Source organism: Haloferax profundi, assembly GCF_001469865.1.
Classification (GTDB): domain Archaea; phylum Halobacteriota; class Halobacteria; order Halobacteriales; family Haloferacaceae; genus Haloferax; species Haloferax profundi.
Genome location: NZ_LOPV01000139.1, coordinates 1 through 16,880, shown reverse-complemented (window position 1 = coordinate 16,880; position 16,880 = coordinate 1). Strand labels below are relative to the sequence as shown.

The window sequence follows — 16,880 nt, the reverse complement described above, 5'->3', positions numbered from 1 at the left end:
TTCGTTTTCTCCGGTGATTAGACGACCAGTATCCGCAGGAAGGACAGTTGCCACGCGACCAGTATCGCGGCGAGTGTCACCACGGTGTAGTGAATTCTGACAGGCGTCGTCCAGTAGCTATCGCGCCACGCGAGGGCGGTTGCGACCACTGACCCGAGCGTTCCGACGAGGGCGACGTACGGGAGGAGTCTCCCCACTCGGAGCGCGAGCGACGGTGAGGCGACTTCGGCGTTGAAGTTCAGCCACGCCAGGACGAAGATGACCACGGTAGCGACCCACAGCAGACTCGTCGCACCCAGTAGCCAGCGGGAGACACGTTCGCGGTCGGTCGGTCGCTCTCGGCCGCGAACACGTCGCCAGACGAATCCACCGACCCACAGCACGAGCATCGAGACGAACGCGAGGATACCGCCGGCGAGCGTTCCCTCGACTACGAGCAGCGATTCGTCCCACGGGACACGTTCGTACGTCGCCGGACCGAAGTTCCCGAAGTACAGGTGTGTCACCCGCCCCTCGTCGTCGCGTTGGAAGACGAGTCTCTCCTGTCCGCCGACTTCCTCGTAGACATCGGGTCGGAGTTCGACCCACGTCCGGCGCTCCCCATCGAGTCGCTGTGTCGTGAGATACCCGTCGTCGGCCGTTCCAACCGTGACCGTTCGCGTCATCACGCCGAGAACACGGTGCCACGACGACTCCGAGACGGTCAACGAGCGGTAGTCACCGGTCAAGTGGGCGGCCCGTTCTGCCGCCCCTGCCGGGGGCTCGACGACTGGCGTCTCGGAGCGCGGGTAGTATCGGTCGGTGAACGCTTGCAGGAGTTCGAATCGGGCGTCGTGTCCACCGGGAGCGTTGTAGACGACGAACAGGCCGGTGTCACGTTCGGGGTAGAGTGCGAGGAGACTCCTGAAGTACGCCGTGTCTCCCCAGTGGCCGACGATGCGTTCGTCGTTTCGGTCCATCTCGATGAACCCGTACGCCATGCCGTTGAGTTCGGGTTCGTCGGGTGCCTTCACGACGTGTGTTCGGTGCATGTCGGCGACGGTGTCGGCCTCGAGGATGCGCTTCGACCCGTACTGGCCGTCGTTCAGGTACGCGAGCATGAAGTTCCCCATGTCCGTCGCCGTCGAACGCATGGCACCGCCCTGTGGGGCGATTCCCCAGATTTGGGGCTCCTGTGCGACGTACTCGCCGTTCTGGTAGACGTACCCGTTCGAGAGTCGCGGCTGGAGGCTGTCGGGAACGGGTTGGTCGTAGGTGCTGTCGCGCATCTCCAGCGGAGTGAAGATGTTGTCCTCGACGTAGTCCGTGAACGTCGTCTCGTACTCCTCGGCGACGACGTGGCCGGCGAGTCCGGCGCCGTAGTTCGAGTAGGCGACGTACTCACCCGGCGGACGGACGCGGTTCGGTTGGTTCTCGGCGAGAACCTCACCGAGTGGTCGCAGGTCGCTCGGGTCGTCGACGAGCGTCCCGTCGAAGGCGTCCTCGTAGCCGGCGGTGTGAGTGCCGAGGTGTTCGAGCGTGATTGGCTCAGGGTACGTCTCCGGGACAGTGACGGGCGACTCGGTCAGGTAGTCGTTCACGTCTCGGTCGAGTTCGAGTCTCCCGTCTTCGACACCTTGCATCACGGCCGTCCACGTGACGAGTTTCGACGTGGACCCGACACCGAAGACCGTCTCGTTCGCGACGATAGGTGCCTCAGACTCGACGTCGGCGTAGCCGTAGCCTTTGGCGAGGACCACCTCGCCGTCTTGGACGAGGACTACCGCCGCGCCGGGGACGTGATACGATTCGAGTTGTGTGGCCATCGTGTCGTCGAGCCACGTCTCGAACTCGTCGACGTCGATGGAATCGGCGTCTATCTGCGGGGTCCCCGCGGACGTGGTTGCGTAGCCGACAGGTGGTGCGGGCGGTCCGGCGACGGAGGCGAGGACGGGTGTACTCACGACTGCGAGGACCAGCGTGAAGACGACGAGGGTTCGGATAGGGGCGAGCGTCATAATCTGAATCTGGATGTGGGGTGTCTCTGTGTGGGTGGTGTCTGTGTCTTTGTGGGGAGGGTCGAACGAAGGGGTTCATCGAGTGGTGCAGGCGAACTCCGATGGCCGTCGAAACGACCGTCAGTCAGCGCCAGCAGGGGTCGTGTCGGTAGTGGTAGTCTGTCCGTCAGTGGACGCCATGAGGTACCCACCGAACGCGACGAGCCACACCATCGGGGGGTAGACTATCATGCGCTCGGTTCCGCCGTGGCCGATGGGACCGAACACGGCGGTGTTGCCGGCGTCGCCGACGACCATGAGGACGACGAAGACGAGGCCAGCGAGACCCAGGAGGACCGAGAGGACCTTCATTGGGCCCTCTGCTCGGGTCGCACTCCCGATTGCTTGCAGGTTGAAGAACAGGAACGCGAGCAACGCGCCGAGGCTGTGGAGGTCGGACGTTCCGAGTGGGAACAGACCCGCTACGATGGCCCCGAGGCCGGCGACGCCGAAGAGGGCGAACAACCAGCGCTTGCCGTGTGTCCGGTAGAACGCGTATCCTCCGAGGAGGTTGAACACGCCGACCACGACGAGCGAGACGTTGAACAGCATCGCCGTCTCGGGGAAGACACCGAGGTCACTGATAGCCGCGGCGTTGAAGTCGTATCCGGGGACCATCGCCGCCGCGAGCATGATTACGGTCAAGAACTGTGCTGCGAGGGCGAAAAAGAGGACTCCAGCGAGGGACCGGCCGTCGCTGAGTACCGTCCGAATCGCACCGACGCGAACTGTTTCACGCTGCATCTGCGTCATCACTACTCACCAACTGTAGATTCGACGACTATCTCTAAGGAGATATGAGACGGTTCTCAGGCCTCAAGAACCGCCACAAAGCAACCTGAGAGCATTTGGCACAGGCGTTCGGTGCTCACCACGACATCCGTCTCGTCTCGTACCGAGCATCCATCAGCGACCATCCCAGCGCGACCACCGTCGTGAACGCGAGCGCAGAAAACACGAGCATCGGGCCGACTTCTCCGATTTGCGCGTAGTACCCCGCGCTGTTGATGACGGCGTAGAGTAACATCCCGAACGCGACGAGGCTGAGCGGGCGTGCCCACACGGTGCCGCGAACGAGGCCGATTCCCGCGCCGAGGAGCGTCACGGCTGTCAGTCCCTCGGCGACGAGGTGTGTGAACATCGAAAATGGCTCTGTCCGCAACTCGGTCGCCTGATTCGTCACGACGAGCCCCACCCACAGACCGAGTATCGCGACGCCAACTACCAGCGCGTACACTGCTACGAGTCTCTCCCAGTTCATCCCAGCCACCCCCTTCCTAGAGGCACCGACGCGACAAATAGTCCACACGTGATTCTTACCCCGTGAGAGGGCTTGACAGGGCTTACCCCGACGCCACCCGATTCACCGCTGGGGAGGTCACCAATGGAATCAACGCCAGTGAACGCAGGACGTCGCTGGAGAACACGAGTTACCGTCGGTGTTCGCCTCCTGTTGGGACTGACGTACATCGGCGGGGCGCTCGTCCACGTCTACCTCGGACTCCGGGCACCCGACGTGTACGGCGAGATCACGCAGTACATCGTGTTCGACACCTACCGCACGCTCTGGAGCGGTATCGTCCTCCCCAACCTCGGCGGACTCCTCGCGATTCTCGTCGTGTTCGAGGCACTCCTGGGAGTCACGCTGCTTCGCGGCGGGGGCGATGGGCGTGTGAGTCTCCTCGTCGGTGCCGCGTTCCAACTTGCACTCGCGCCACTGGGGTTCTGGTGGCCGACGAACGTGGTTCTCGCACTCGTCCACGTGGGCGTGTTCGTCGCCGACACTCCCGAGGACTCGCCGACGAGAGTGCGCCTCTCCGAATGGAGACGAGAGTGGCTTCAGTAAGTACCAGCCTGCCGCGGGAAGATTGACGCTCTCAGAGCGCGTCGACTGTGTGTGAATCCGGACGACTTCCTCAGATACGTCACAGACCGGTACGACGACGTCGTCGCCGACGAGGCGTGGGGCGAACAGGGCCTCTTCTACAACCCGGGTGGGCGACTCCCTCGCGGCACCTACTTCGTGACCGTCAAAGCCCGTGACAGCGAGAACGACGCTGCATCACAGCTGTACCGCGAGGAGGCGTGGCGCGTGAACCTCGGCATCGGCGATGCCACCTATCGACGGTTGTTTGGCGCTCGTCCGGAGCGTCCACCGAAAGGCGGCGTTGTAGATACCGGACACGACTTCACGGCCCTCGACGAACTCCACCCACACCCTGTCTACGGGTGGGCTGGCTGGGTGAGCGTCGTCTCGCCGTCCGAAACGACAGTCGAGACGGTTCTCAGACCACTGCTCGACGAAGCCTACGACCGGGCAGGCGCACAGTTTTCGAAGCGAGTCTCGGCTGCGAGTGCCACGGCCGGCCAGTAACCGAGCCAGAACGACTGTGCAGAGTAGTGTGACTATCGAACACTATTAGTACGAGACTCTCTGAACTACCTGCACACAGATGGTAGGCTACGTCCAGGGAATCCGCGAGAACTGGCAGCAGTTCGTCCTCCAGTTGCTCACGGTGTTCGCCGTCGGACTGACGATTGGGTCGGAACGAAACGTCGTCCCCATCCTCGGGAGAGACGTGCTCGGCGTCGAATCCGTCCTCGTCATCGGGTCGTTCGTGGTGAGTTTCGGGTTCGTGAAGGCGCTTCTCAACCTCTACGGGGGCAAGTGGGCCGAGACGTACGGGAGAAAACCGATTCTCGTCGCCGGGTGGGTCGTCGCACTGCCGATTCCGCTCGTCCTCATCTACGCGCCGAACTGGTGGTGGGTGACCATCGGGAACGTCCTCCTCGGCGTCAATCAGGGACTCGCGTGGAGTATGAGCGTCAACGCGAAGATAGACCTCGCGGGAGGCGAACGCCGCGGACTCGCTGTCGGCCTCGACGAAGCGTTCGGGTACGGCGGCGTCGCCGTCGGGTCGTGGGTGACAGGCATCATCGCCGGGCAGTACGGCCTTCGGCCCGCGCCGTTTGTCTTCCTCGCCGGCGTCGTCCTCGTCGGCCTCGTCGTCTCCATCTTCTTCGTCGAAGAGACACTCCCCTACGCGGAAGCAGAGGCCGAAGCGTCGGGGAGCGACGAGGAAGCCGATGCGAACCTCCCGTTCGCCGAGATTTTGAAGCGCGCGACGTGGGGTGACAAGACGCTGTTCGCCGCCGCACAGGCGGGGAGCGTCGAGAAGTTCGTGGACGCCCTCGTCTGGATTGCCTACCCACTGTACCTCACGTCCTCTGGGCTCTCCGTCGTGGAAGTCGGAGGCGTCGTGGGCGTCTACGGCGGTGTCTGGGGCGTTCTCCAACTCTACACCGGGAAACTCGCCGACGACATCGGTCGCCGCCCACCGGTGGTCGCCGGGATGTTTCTCGCCGGCGCAGGTGTCCTCGCGACGACGTTCGTCTCGGGGTACCTCCCGTGGATGCTGACCGCAGGCATCACGGGCGTGGGCATGGCACTGTTGTACCCGAACCTCATCACCGTCGTCGGCGACGCCGCACACCCGACGTGGCGGGCGACTGGACTCGGCGTCTACCGGATGTGGCGCGACGCAGGCTACGGGTTCGGTGCCATCCTCATCGGCGTCGCCGCCGACCTCGTCTCGGTCCAGATGGCGTTCTACGTCACCGCCGCCGCGATGTTCGTCTCTGGCGGCATCGCACTCGTCTGGATGCGCGAGACGCACCCCGAATTTGGCGACTACGAATCGTCGGTCGGAACCGAACGCGGGAGTCCGCAGTTAGACGACTGAGTCGCCTCGTTGGGGGACACCCCACGACGCATGCCCACATGTGTCAATACTCAGAAAACTTATTAACTCGCTCCGAGTGCCATCTGTTCCATGTTCCCCGCCGAAATTGTCACCCCGCGACTTCGGCTTCGCGCCCTGTCGCGGGAGGTTGTCGACCCGTTGGACGCTTACGACTACTTCGCCGCGTCGCGGTCGGAAACCATCGAAGCGGAGACGGAGTACGTGACGTGGAACCCCCACCAGACGCCGAAGGAGGCGTTCGACTTCTTCGAGCAGGCCGAAGAACAACACGAGTCGGCGGAGAACGCCATCTATGCCATCTTCCCCCGCGAGGGCGAAGACGGCGCAGGCGAATTCGCCGGCACGGCGGGGTTCAACCCCGAGTGGGACACCCGCCGCGCCGTCTTCGGCATGTGGCTCAGAAAGACGTTCTGGGGCCGTGGCTATTCCGGTGAGCGTGCCGCCGCGTTCTTCGCCGCCGTCTTCGACCTGCTGGACCTCGACGTCGCACTTGCGTACGCGATTCCAGAGAACGGCCCGTCCTGTCGGGCTATCTCGAAGTACACCGAGCGATTCGGTGGCCAAGAAGACGGGACGTTCCGAAACGACGCCGTGGACGCCGACGGCACCCCGCGAGACGTTCGATGCTGGTCCGTGACGCGCGACCAGTGGTACGACGCCACCGACGGCGAGTACGACGCCAAGTTCCGCTTTGAGGGCGACGATGAGTGACCTCTACCCGGAAGTCGTCGAGACGGAGCGTCTTCGACTGGTCGCCCGACTGCCGGAGTACCTCGATTTCTACGAGGTGTACGACCGCTGTTCGGCCCCCGAAATCGACGACGTTACCCGGTTCATGCCGTGGTCGCGTCACGAGACGCCGAAGGTGACGAAGGAGTTCCTCGACCGCGGCGAGTCGGCGTGGAACGACGCCGAGAGCGCCGACTACGCCGTCTACACGCGCGAGAGCGAAGATGGCGGTGGCCAACTCGCTGGGTTCGGTGGCATCCACACGAAGTGGGACCGTCGAGTCGGCCAACTGGGCCTGTGGATTCGACCACAGTTCTGGGGCCGTGGCTACTCCGGCGAACGGGCGGCGGCGCTCGTCGCCCTCGGGTTCGACGTTCTCGACCTGGAAGTCGTCGAAGTCTCACACGTCGCCGCGAACGAGAAGTCACAGCGAGCAATCGAGAAGTACATGGGCGCGCTGGGCGGGCGTCTCGACGGCCGTGACCGGAACAGTATCATCGTCGACGGCGACCCTGTCGACGAACTCCGGTACAGTGTCTCCCGCGACGAGTGGCAGGAGACGACTGGCGGCGAGTACGATGCCGAGTTCTACTGGGACGCGAGCGACATCCTGTAAGTCGGGCTCTCAGTTCTCCGGCACCGACCCGGACACGACGCGGCCACCTTTCAGCACCGCCGACGGGTCGTTCAGGACCGTGAGGTCCGACAGTGGGTCGTCGTCGAAGACCAGCAAGTCGGCGTGAGCGTCGGGTTCGACCACGCCGCATCCCTCCAGTCCGATGGCGTCTGCCGCCGTCTCGGTCATCGCCCGAATGGCGTCGATGGGGTCCATCCCGTGTTGCGCCATGAACTGAATCTCGGACGCGTTGCCGCCGTGGTAGTTGAACGGCGTCCCCGCGTCGGTGCCGCCGGCGATGGTGACGCCCGCGTCGACTGCCTTCCGGAACGATTCGAGGTGTCTGTCGTAGACGAAGTCTACCTTCGAAACGTCCTCTCTGGTCGCTGCCTCGGTGTTTCGGGAGATGTGGTACGGCGCAGAGAGCGTCGGCACGAGCGTCACGTCGTGTTCGAGAAACAGGTCGACGGCCTCGTCGTCGAGGAACGTCCCGTGTTCGACCGTGTCCACACCCGCTCTGATGGCGGCTTTGATACCTTCGGCACCGTGGGCGTGGGTCGCCGTGTGGACGCCGCGTCGGTGTGACTCGTCCACGAGTGCGTGCAGTTCCTCGTCGGTGAGGGCGACTGCGCCGGGGTCGCTCCCGGGCGTCGTCACCCCTCCGGTCGTCATGAACTTGATGAAGTCGGCACCGCGTTTGACCTGCTCTCGGACCGCCCGACGAGCGTCGTCCGCGCCGTCTATCTCACGACCCATGTGGTGGCCGTGCCCGCCGGTAATCGTAATCGACCGGCAGTTTGCGACCATTCGCGGCCCCGGTACGTCACCTGCTCCGACGGCCTGTTTGAGTACCACGTCGATGTCGCGCGCGCCCATCACTCGAACCCCGGTGACGCCCGCTTCGAGTGTCTTACGGGCGTTCCGTGCTTCGACGAGGGTGAGTTGCGGCGTCGACAGTGCGACGACGTCTTCGACGCTCCGCTCACCGGACAGGGAGAAGTGGACGTGTGCGTCGACCAAACCGGGTGTGACCGTCTTCCCAGAGAGGTCGACGACGCGTTCGTGGCGGTTCGGGTCGAGGTCACCGACCGAGACGATGCGTCCAGTCTCAGGGTCGACTCGCACGTCTGTCTCGTCGGTGACGCGCCCGCCATCGATAACTCGTCCGTCGCGGAGCAACATGCTACTCGGTATCGGGTCACAGGACTTGAACGTGCCCCTCCGTCGGTGAGTTCAGACTTGCTGAGTGACGGTACCGTTCCACACGTCGGCCACGAGGTATTTACCGGCGACGGACGACCGGCCCGACACGATGTCAGTGGCAACAGAATCGGTCTCCGAATCGTCAGACTCGGCACGCAGAACCACCGGTATCGGGGCACTCTTCGGCCTCGGTACCGCCCTCCTCACGTATCTGGCGACCTATCTCGCTACCTCGACCACCATCGAGAACTCGACGGCGAGTCAGGTTCTCGAAGCACTCGGCTCCGACCTCGCGACGTGGAAAGTCGTCGGATGGGTGTTCTTGAACGCCCACGGCACCACGACGACGTTTCCGGGACTCTTCGGAACCACGTCCTCGGCCAACCTCGTCGAGAGTGTCGAGGCGTTCTCTCCGGTCCTCTACGCCATCCCTGTCGTCGCGTTGCTCACCGCAGGTGCCGTCGTGGCCATCGTCAGCGACCAGTCGTCCGTGAAAGACGGTGCACTCGCCGGTGCGACGACGGCACTCGGGTACCTGCCCGTCGCCCTCGCGGGTATCGTCCTGTTCACCGTCTCGATTGGCGACGCCGTCGCTCGTCCAGACCCGGTGACCGCCGCACTCCTCGCTGGGATGGTGTATCCCCTCGCGTTCGGTTCCTTCGGTGGCGGACTCGCCACGGCGCTTCGGTAACGCGGGCAGCGGTGTCTTTTATCGACGGTGTGGCCCCGCTGAGCCTCCTACTCAGAGGTCGCGAGCGACGAGTTCGCCCCAGTGGTCGAACCCGTATCGGTCGTAGAACGCCCGCGCACGGTCGTTGGCCTCGTCCACGTCGAGGACCATCCGGTCCAGTGGGAGGTCTTGCGACCGCGCGTGGTCGAGGACGGCCTGCATGAGTTCGTCGGCGACGCCGGTCCCTCGGTACTCGGGCGCGAGGAATATTTCGTTGAGCACCGCCGCGTCCCAGATGAACGTCATCTCTTCGGGGAGCACGAAGGCGTACCCGACGAGGTCGCCCGTCTCGTCGTCTGTCGCCGTTTCCGCCGCGTCGTCTGTCGTCGCTTCCGCGACGACGACGCATCCGGGGTCGTCGGTCGAACAGCGGTCGACCCACGAGAGATACCGTGTTCGGTAGTCGTCGGTGAGTTTCGCTTCGTACGTAGAGAGTTTGTCGTCGCCGCCGGTTCCCTCGCCGATGCCGAGTTCGAACCCGCGCTTGAGTTCCCAAAACGCCTCGGCGTCCGTCGGGTCGTAGGGACGAACCTCCACGCCGTCTGGTGTCTCGCTCATGGGAGGCGGTGCGCCGTCATCGGTTATGAACCCTCGGAGTCGAGGGTGTCGACGCCATCCCGAGGAATCGTGAACCCAACCTACTGCACTGGGGGCTGGACCCGTTCGAGGAGTAGTCGCCCCGCGACGACACTCCCGCCGAGGACGACGAGCATGAGTTCGAGTCCCGACGAGGCGAGCGGTGCGATTCGCTCGACGTTCTCGGGTTCGGCACCGGGAGAGGGGTCTACGACAGTGCTGTAGTGGAGTGTCTGGGTCGTCGGCGGTGGCGACTCGGGGGAGAGTTCGACGAACGTCTGGACGAACCCGCGCGTGTTCGACCACAGTGCTTCCCCGTTGATGGCGTAGAAGGAGTCGTGGAACGGATAGAAGGCATTGACACCGTTCGAAAAGAGGTCCGGCATGATACCGCCGCCGAGTAGCGCAGCGATTGCGACCCACGCGACGACGACGCCACGGGTGCCCCACCGTTCGCGAATCATCGAGCGGTCACGAACGCGCGTGTCGTAGACGACGAGTGCGACGAGCATCACCGGCACGAAGAGTGTGTGCAGGAGTGAGCGATGACTCCCGGGAATGAGCGTACTCGTAAACGAGTCGAGGTCCGGAATCGCCGCCGCGACGAGGACGACGGCGAGACTTCGCGGGTCGAACCAGCGACCGAGAAGTGCCGCCCCGACGAGTCCGCCGACGGCGACGTGGACGAGGGTCGATGGCATACCACACTGTCTCCATCGGACGAACTTGAGGGTTCGTGTCGGATTCGCTCGCCGCTCACCTCACAGAGTTCGTCAGGCGACGACTACCACTTTCGACACTCTTTTGCGCTGGACTCCCGCACGTTATCGCATGTCTTACCCGCCCGTCGTATGGAGGTGCGGCCGATGACCGCGGCCCCACGCGACGACCTCGCCCGCCGAATCGCGGGAGAGATTACCCTCTCTGACGACCCCGGTGCGACTCTCAGAAAGTGGCGTACCGACTTCGACATCTCGCAGACCGCCCTCGCCGAGCAACTCGACGTCTCGTCGTCGGTCGTCTCGGACTACGAGAGTGGCCGCCGCGAGAGTCCCGGTATCGGCGTCATCCGTCGGATGGTCGAAGCCTTACTCGACATCGACGAGGCCCGCGGCGGCAGTCGAATCCGCCAGTACGCGCGCGTCCTCTCTGCAGGGTTCGAAAGCGACATCGTCCAGGACCTCCGCGAGTACCCGACCTCTATCCCGCTGGATACGTTCTACGACGCCATCGGTGCGACCAAAATCGTCGACGGCGACCAGGACCGAATCAGCGGCCACACTGTCATCAACAGTATTCAGGCCATCACACGCCTCTCGTCCGAAGAGTTCTACCGACTCTACGGCCAGTCGACGAGTCGAGCACTCGTCTTCACCGGCGTCACCCGCGGCGAGTCCCCACTGGTCGCGATGCGCGTCGTCACGCCGACGCCGAACGCCGTCGTCCTCCACGGACTCACCGAAGACGAACTCTGGGAACACGCCCCGTCGCTCGCGACTATCGACGGGTTCGGCCTCGCGGTGACGAACCGCGACTTAGAGGAGATGCTCGAAGACTTGCGGAAACTCCCGTAACGTCGCACCGACCGCTGCGGTTCTCTTCTGGGGGGTCTCTTCGCCTCTGCCCAATTCTCGTGAGTGTCTTCGAGAGGGCGAAAAAAGTCGAAAGGCACTCGCGTGGTATGACCGGTATGGAGTTCCAAGAACTCTCAGCCTTCCTCGACGACGAGTTGGCGTACCCGGTCGATATCGACGGTGTCGTCGAACGAATCGGCGACGTCGAAGTCGACGCCCCGGACGTCGAGAATTCAGAGACCATCGAGACGATTCTCACACCGCTCGGAACGGCGACGTTCGACTCCGCGAACGACCTGTACACGACGATTATCGGGAACGTCAGCGACGATTACATCGGGCGAAAGTTCTACGACGACCGCGGAGGCGACCCGGCGGAGTCGTGGACGACGCTCCCCGACCGAGCGCAGTCGTTTTGATGGCCACTCGTACAGTAGTTCATTTTGGCACAATTCTGAATGCTAGGACACTGTACAAGCTACTCTCGCCCTACGACGTTTTCCACAAGTAGTTGTTCTAGAATCGAGAGAACACTTTCACCCCTTCGTTCACCACCCGCCTTCGCGCGTTCGTTCGCGTCCTCGACCGCTCCGGTGTCGAGTACGAACCGCAGTACCTCTCGGACGAGACGTTCGAGGCGATTGTCGACGACTGACGGCCATCGTCGCACCAACGCGGGGACACCTCGCGGGCTGGACAACGTGCGCTCGTCTACACGGGTGCGAAGTAGTCACCACGAAGAGCGCGCTGACCGCGGTCGTAGCCACGAAGAGAGAAGTGGTCGCTCGGTGCTGCCTCAGAGACTCGGTTCTCGTGTGAACGCGACGGTTCGCGTTACTCCACGTATTCGTACCGCCGCTCGTTCATCCGACCCCAGCCCGTGAAGACGAACTCGCCTTCGGGTTGGGTGAACTCCTCGACTTCGATTTCCTTTTCGTGGTTGTGCACGTCGTGGATGAGTTCGTAGTCGTCGAACGAAATCTCGGTGCGGTCGGCGAGTTGGGAGTCGACGTCGACAGCCTCGATCTCGTCGAGCCACGTCTCCTGGACCGTCTCGGCGTGAATCTCGGCCTGTGCGCCAGATCCGTAGGAACCGACGAGGAGCTTCTTGCCCGTCATCTCCTTGCCTTCCTCGGCGGCGGCCTTCAGCGCCGACAGACGCGCGATGTGGACGGACCCGGTGTACCAGTTGCCGACGCGACTCGAGATGTCGAGCGTCGGTTCGATGACGCGAGCGTACCAGTCGCGGTACTGTTCGGTGGTCTTCAGGTCGTCCATGTAGGCGCGGATGGCCTCTTCGTAGTCGTCCCACGTCTCGAAGTCGTCCTCACGTGGCTGACGGCCGATTTCGCTGGCGAGGTCGTCTTCGATTTCCGTCCCACGGCTCATGTGGCGGAACCCGAGGAGTGCAGCCTTTCGGACCATGCCGGGGAACGGCGTGTGGAACGGGATGTACTCGAAGTCGTCGGGGTGGGTCCGACCCGCGACGCTCTCGTAATCTTCGAGCGCTTCACGCATACGGGCGAGGTACACCTGCATGGAGCGCTTGCCGTCCACGGACGGGAACTGCTGGTTCGGCTTGAGGAAGTCCGTCTCGTCCATGCTGCCGTAGCCCTGCTCTGTCGAGAGTTCGACGAGGTCAGGGTCTTCGTCGATGAGCATCGCGACAGCACCGGCACCCTGCGTCGCCTCACCCGGGTCACCGCGTTCGTAGAGCGCGGTGTCGGTTGCGATGACGAGTGCCGCACGGCCACGGTTGCGCCCGGCCTTGATCCAGTTGTAGGCGTCGTCGAGACTCTGCGTTCCGGCGATACACGCGAACTTGCGCTCGCCCTTGTTGGCGTGACGGAAGTCCTCGTCGTACACCTGTTCGAGGCAACCAGCGATGTACGTCGACACCGGTTTGGAGTTGTCGAACGCGGACTCGGTCGCCACGTCGATTCGGCCGATGTCGGCCGGCGTGAGGCCTTTTCGGTCCATCAGTTGCTTGGCGGCGTTCGCCCCCATCGTGACGATGTCCTCGTACACGTCGGGGAACGACGAGGTATAGAGGCCAAGGCCCTTGGTGTACTTCTCTGGGTCTTCGCCCTTCACCGGCGCGAAGGTGTTGGGGAGGTCTAAAACCAGTTTGCCCGTCCGAATCTCGATGGCGTCGATGCCGACGGAAGTCATGGATGATTCTTCAGAGTGGGGGCATATGGTTTTGTCGATAGGGAGTTACGTCGTTCGTCGAAATGTTACGGGCTTTCACTTGGGTACGAAACTCCAGTATCGTAGACAGTCCCGCCAGCATTGACGACCACGCCGGGGTCATTCTTGTTTTTCCCAGTCCCATCGACAGTTGCATTGCGAATGAAGATGTCTTCGTCTGCTTCGAGTATGACGGACCCATCGACTGCCTGAAGGAACGCCTCGTCGGCGTAAATATTTCCGGTTGCGTTGATTTTGATGTTCGAGTTAGAACCGGTTGTTCTAAGCACGGTCCCGTTTATTTTTACGTCACCATTCCGTGCGAATATTTCGAGATTTTCACCTTCACCATTCTTGGTTGCAGTAACGTTCGGCCCAATCGTGACGTTTCCTCCACTGAACTTAACCGTATCTGAGGAGATATCATCTACGGAGTTTTCGACGACAAGGTCTTCACTCCCTGCATCGTAGCTCCCGTCTTCGACTTCTGCGGTTACGTTCGGTTCACTGTCATCGCACGTCCCGTCACCGCTCTCGTCGATACACGCCCCAGAACTATCCGTACCAGACGAACCGGACTGAATTCGCACCGAGATGGTGTCGAACGACCCACCGGCAGTCGCGTACGCCGTCGCGACACCATCTGAAACCGAGACGGTCGTCGTCGCGACACCGCTTTCGTCGGTCGCATCCGTCCCCATCCCACTCGTCAGCACGGACGAGCCGTTCGTCGCGAAGTCGACGTCGACACCCGAGACTGGGTCACCGGTGTCGCTGTCTGTCACGTCGACGTCGCCATCGAACTCCGAGACGCTATCGCTGTCGACCACGAGCGTGTCGTTCGAACTGTAATAGGTGACTGCGCTCCCACCGGCGGCGTCCATCGCAGGTCTGTCCCACACGACGTCGTACGGACCAGTCGCACCGGTTCCAGAACCGCCGACGACGACGTCTGCGTCTGCGTCTTGCCGGCGAGATGCGTCGAACTCACTCGTCGGGTCGCGGTCGATGCTCGCCTGCAACGTGTACGTCCCTGAAGTCGGTGAATCGAGCGAGACGGTCACCTGTCCGTCGGGGTCCGTCCGGAGGTTCGTCAGCCCAGTTCCCGTCTGGCCCTGTGCCGAGAGCGTCGTCGAGGGGAGTGCCGTCGCGTTCAGCGTCGCGCCACTCACGGGGTTGTTGTACCGGTCCCGAACCTCGAACGTCACCGACGACTGACTCGTCTCGGCGACAGTGAGATAGTGTGCCGACGGCGCGTCGACGCCCGACCCGACGCCGACTTTGCCGACGCGCAGGTCGTAGGTGGCACCTTCTTCCATGACGAGGTAGACGCTGTCACCGGGTCCCTCGCGAACGTCGTGGACGTAGGCGTCGTTCGAGGTGTCACCCGTGCCGTCGAACTCGCCCGCGTCGGACAGAATCGACTCCCAGTTGGCCGCCGAGAGTTTCGTGGGGACGGTAATCGTCACGGGTCGGTCCGTCGCCTCGTTCGTCACAGCGACCGTCCGCGTCGCCGGACTCACTGCTCGCGCGTCGATAGTCGCACTCCCGACGCCGTTCTCGGAGTAGTTCCCTGCGAGGACGACGAGCGAGATCGACCGACCGTCGACGAGCGATTGGCCGGTGAGCGTCCCGTTGTATCCATTCTCGAAGCGGTTGTACGCGAGGGTGTTCTCGTACACCGTCGTCGGCGAGCGCTGTACGAGGTTGTAACTGGGTCGGTATTCGAGCGCCTTCGTCGAGAACGAGAGGTTATCGTCTACGACGTAGTCCCCCGTCTCCAGTTCACTCGTGGACACGTTCGAGACGGCGAGTGTACCGAGCGACTGCGTCTGGAGCGTGCCAGACACCGGCCCGGGATTGACGAACACGGCCCGACTCGGATAGCGTGTTCCGAGGGAGACGGCGGCGGGTCGAGTAGTCGGTTCGGCGGCACTCTCGACGACGGCTCCGCGAAGCGAGGTGAAGTCGTCGTGGACGGCCTGTGAGTGCTGGAACTCGACCTGTTCGTTCTGGGCCGGGACAACAGACGCCTGGTACATCGACATCGAGATGACGATGATTCCGAACAGCAGCACTGCTCCGACTTGGACAGTGGCTGCGCGCTCGTCCCCCCGGAAGGTCATATAATCCGAAGGTAACTGAAAGGGGAAAAAGACTCCTACAGTTACGTGAACATGAGACGGCCGAGTTCAGTCTTCTTCTTCGACGACTTCCGGTTCCGAGAGACCGCTCTGGAGACTCTCGATACCGTCGACCCACTCCGTGACGAGGCCGAACTCGATGTCGTCGAGGACGGAGATGTCGAGTTCCTCGCCGGCGACGACGTTCGTCCCCATCTGCACGATGTAGCCCAGTGCGGCGTCGAGGTCGTCTGCGCCTTCGGCGTCCGCAGCAGCGAGAACGTACGCTTCGAGGTCGTCTTCGAGGTCGGCAGGACCCGCGACGATGTACTCTTCGGCCGTGAAGAAGGCACAGGTGAGACTCGTCTGGACGCTACCGATGAGAATCTCGCCTTCTTCGTTCTCGGATTCGAACTCGGCTTCCGCCATGACGATGTCGTGGACGGTTGCGAGTTCGTCGAGTGCCTCTTCTTGGTCGAGTGTGCCGTCGTCGTACGCGGCCAGAATCTTCGCGATTGCGATTGCCGCGTCGTTCTGGATGTTCATCAGGAGGCGCCCGGTCTCTTCGCTTTCGAGGTCCAGGTCCTCTTCTTCGACGCGTGTCAACCAGTTCTGCCAGCGTTCCGGGGAGTAGTATCGTTCCTCGGCCTCGGTCATACCTACAACCTCCCGTGCCGGACTCAAATGCCTTTCTTATCCGATGGCAACGCATGCGACCCAGAGACGTGACCCTCGACAGCACGGAAAACGGGTCTCTCTCGCAGTGTTTACAGGTGTCTGACCAGTTCAGCGGTCGAGCGTCGCCTCGGTGTCGATGTCGTAGACGAGTTCGGGCGTTTCGACGTGCGCGTTTCGAACCGCGGCGTCGTACCCTTCGTCGAGCATCCAGTCCACCCGGCGAGGGACCGTCTTCGGACCCATCACCGCGCCGGGGCGGTCTGGGTCGTCGATGAAGTCCGTCTCCATGAGGAACGGGTCGCCTCGTTCGGCGGCCACTTCGAGGCGGTCCCTGTCGCTCATCACGCTCGGCGTCCCCCCGACGAGGTGACCTTGCGCGTAGTGTTTGACGACGCGTTCGCGAGGGACACCGCGTTCGTCTGCCCACGACGCAACGTCCGAGAGGTCGGTCGTCGACTCTGTGTGGAGTTGGAGTGCACAGTCGCAGTCGGCGGCGAGGTCCAGTCCGTGTTTGAGCACCTCGTTAGAGGCGTCCCAGACGGCGTCGGCCACGTCGTAGTGAGGTCGGCCGGATTTGAGCGCGAGTGCGTCGCCCGCGCGGACGAACTCGGCCGCAGTGTCGAGTCCGGCGCACATCAGGTCGCGGGCGTCCTCGGGGTCG

At 63.1% G+C, this 16,880-nt stretch carries 18 protein-coding genes and 1 pseudogene; 9 read left to right on the top strand and 10 right to left on the bottom strand.

Going from position 1 to position 16,880, the window contains the following annotated elements:
* Positions 1-17: 17 nt before the first annotated feature.
* The 3 genes from AUR66_RS07160 to AUR66_RS07150 form a co-directional block, all read right to left on the bottom strand.
* Positions 18-1,997 carry a serine hydrolase domain-containing protein gene (locus AUR66_RS07160; RefSeq protein ID WP_058571783.1) on the bottom strand — a complete coding sequence of 660 codons (1,980 nt, stop codon included), beginning with the start codon at positions 1,995-1,997 and terminating at the stop codon, positions 18-20.
* 120 nt (positions 1,998-2,117) lie between these two features.
* A complete protein-coding gene (locus AUR66_RS07155; protein ID WP_058571795.1) occupies positions 2,118-2,780 on the bottom strand; it encodes a DUF998 domain-containing protein in 663 nt (220 codons plus the stop codon).
* 124 nt (positions 2,781-2,904) lie between these two features.
* Complete coding sequence (locus AUR66_RS07150) at positions 2,905-3,297, bottom strand: hypothetical protein (RefSeq protein WP_058571782.1); 393 nt, start codon at positions 3,295-3,297, stop codon at positions 2,905-2,907.
* 123 nt (positions 3,298-3,420) lie between these two features.
* Between AUR66_RS07150 and AUR66_RS07145 the strand changes: the two genes are divergently transcribed.
* The 5 genes from AUR66_RS07145 to AUR66_RS07125 all read left to right on the top strand — a co-directional run bounded on the left by AUR66_RS07145 (position 3,421) and on the right by AUR66_RS07125 (position 7,145).
* On the top strand, positions 3,421-3,882 hold the full coding sequence (locus AUR66_RS07145; protein WP_058571781.1) for a hypothetical protein: 462 nt from the start codon (positions 3,421-3,423) through the stop codon (positions 3,880-3,882).
* A gap of 51 nt (positions 3,883-3,933) precedes the next feature.
* A complete protein-coding gene (locus AUR66_RS07140) occupies positions 3,934-4,410 on the top strand; it encodes a DUF6194 family protein (RefSeq protein WP_058571780.1) in 477 nt (158 codons plus the stop codon).
* A gap of 79 nt (positions 4,411-4,489) precedes the next feature.
* Positions 4,490-5,779 carry an MFS transporter gene (locus AUR66_RS07135; RefSeq protein ID WP_058571779.1) on the top strand — a complete coding sequence of 430 codons (1,290 nt, stop codon included), beginning with the start codon at positions 4,490-4,492 and terminating at the stop codon, positions 5,777-5,779.
* Between the two features lie 90 nt (positions 5,780-5,869).
* A complete protein-coding gene (locus AUR66_RS07130; RefSeq protein ID WP_058571778.1) occupies positions 5,870-6,511 on the top strand; it encodes a GNAT family N-acetyltransferase in 642 nt (213 codons plus the stop codon).
* Positions 6,504-7,145, top strand: coding sequence for a GNAT family N-acetyltransferase (locus AUR66_RS07125; protein ID WP_058571777.1), 642 nt, complete (start codon positions 6,504-6,506; stop codon positions 7,143-7,145). Before AUR66_RS07130 ends, AUR66_RS07125 begins: the two co-directional genes overlap by 8 nt.
* 9 nt (positions 7,146-7,154) lie before the next feature.
* Here the strand turns inward: AUR66_RS07125 and AUR66_RS07120 are convergent, their stop codons facing one another.
* Positions 7,155-8,327 (bottom strand): metal-dependent hydrolase family protein, encoded by a 1,173-nt coding sequence (locus AUR66_RS07120; protein WP_058571776.1) that lies wholly within the window; start codon positions 8,325-8,327, stop codon positions 7,155-7,157.
* A gap of 130 nt (positions 8,328-8,457) precedes the next feature.
* On the opposite strand from AUR66_RS07120, the gene AUR66_RS07115 reads away from it, so the two are divergent.
* A complete protein-coding gene (locus tag AUR66_RS07115) occupies positions 8,458-9,039 on the top strand; it encodes a hypothetical protein (RefSeq protein ID WP_058571775.1) in 582 nt (193 codons plus the stop codon).
* A gap of 51 nt (positions 9,040-9,090) precedes the next feature.
* On the opposite strand, the gene AUR66_RS07110 is transcribed toward AUR66_RS07115, so the two are convergent.
* Entirely contained in the window at positions 9,091-9,636 is a 546-nt protein-coding gene (locus AUR66_RS07110) for a GNAT family N-acetyltransferase (RefSeq protein WP_058571774.1), read from the bottom strand.
* An 80-nt stretch (positions 9,637-9,716) separates the two neighbouring features.
* A complete protein-coding gene (locus tag AUR66_RS07105; protein WP_058571773.1) occupies positions 9,717-10,355 on the bottom strand; it encodes a metal-dependent hydrolase in 639 nt (212 codons plus the stop codon).
* Positions 10,356-10,520: 165 nt separating this feature from the next.
* Between AUR66_RS07105 and AUR66_RS07100 the strand changes: the two genes are divergently transcribed.
* From AUR66_RS07100 to AUR66_RS23250, 3 genes and pseudogenes are all read left to right on the top strand, one after another.
* Entirely contained in the window at positions 10,521-11,228 is a 708-nt protein-coding gene (locus AUR66_RS07100; RefSeq protein WP_058571772.1) for a helix-turn-helix domain-containing protein, read from the top strand.
* A 116-nt stretch (positions 11,229-11,344) separates the two neighbouring features.
* Positions 11,345-11,647 carry a DUF5789 family protein gene (locus AUR66_RS07095; protein ID WP_058571794.1) on the top strand — a complete coding sequence of 101 codons (303 nt, stop codon included), beginning with the start codon at positions 11,345-11,347 and terminating at the stop codon, positions 11,645-11,647.
* Positions 11,648-11,793: 146 nt separating this feature from the next.
* A pseudogene (locus tag AUR66_RS23250) lies at positions 11,794-11,883 on the top strand (hypothetical protein); the annotation flags it as partial.
* A gap of 179 nt (positions 11,884-12,062) precedes the next feature.
* Here the strand turns inward: AUR66_RS23250 and hmgB are convergent.
* The 4 genes from hmgB to AUR66_RS07070 form a co-directional block, all read right to left on the bottom strand.
* Positions 12,063-13,400, bottom strand: a complete 1,338-nt coding sequence (gene hmgB / locus AUR66_RS07085) for a hydroxymethylglutaryl-CoA synthase (RefSeq protein WP_058571770.1) — start codon at positions 13,398-13,400, stop codon at positions 12,063-12,065.
* A gap of 65 nt (positions 13,401-13,465) precedes the next feature.
* On the bottom strand, positions 13,466-15,544 hold the full coding sequence (locus AUR66_RS07080) for a hypothetical protein (RefSeq protein WP_157533023.1): 2,079 nt from the start codon (positions 15,542-15,544) through the stop codon (positions 13,466-13,468).
* A 66-nt stretch (positions 15,545-15,610) separates the two neighbouring features.
* Entirely contained in the window at positions 15,611-16,198 is a 588-nt protein-coding gene (locus AUR66_RS07075) for a DUF2150 family protein (RefSeq protein ID WP_058571769.1), read from the bottom strand.
* Positions 16,199-16,327: 129 nt separating this feature from the next.
* Positions 16,328-16,880 (bottom strand): TatD family hydrolase (locus AUR66_RS07070; RefSeq protein ID WP_197409698.1); only part of this gene is annotated, 553 nt, incomplete at its 5' end.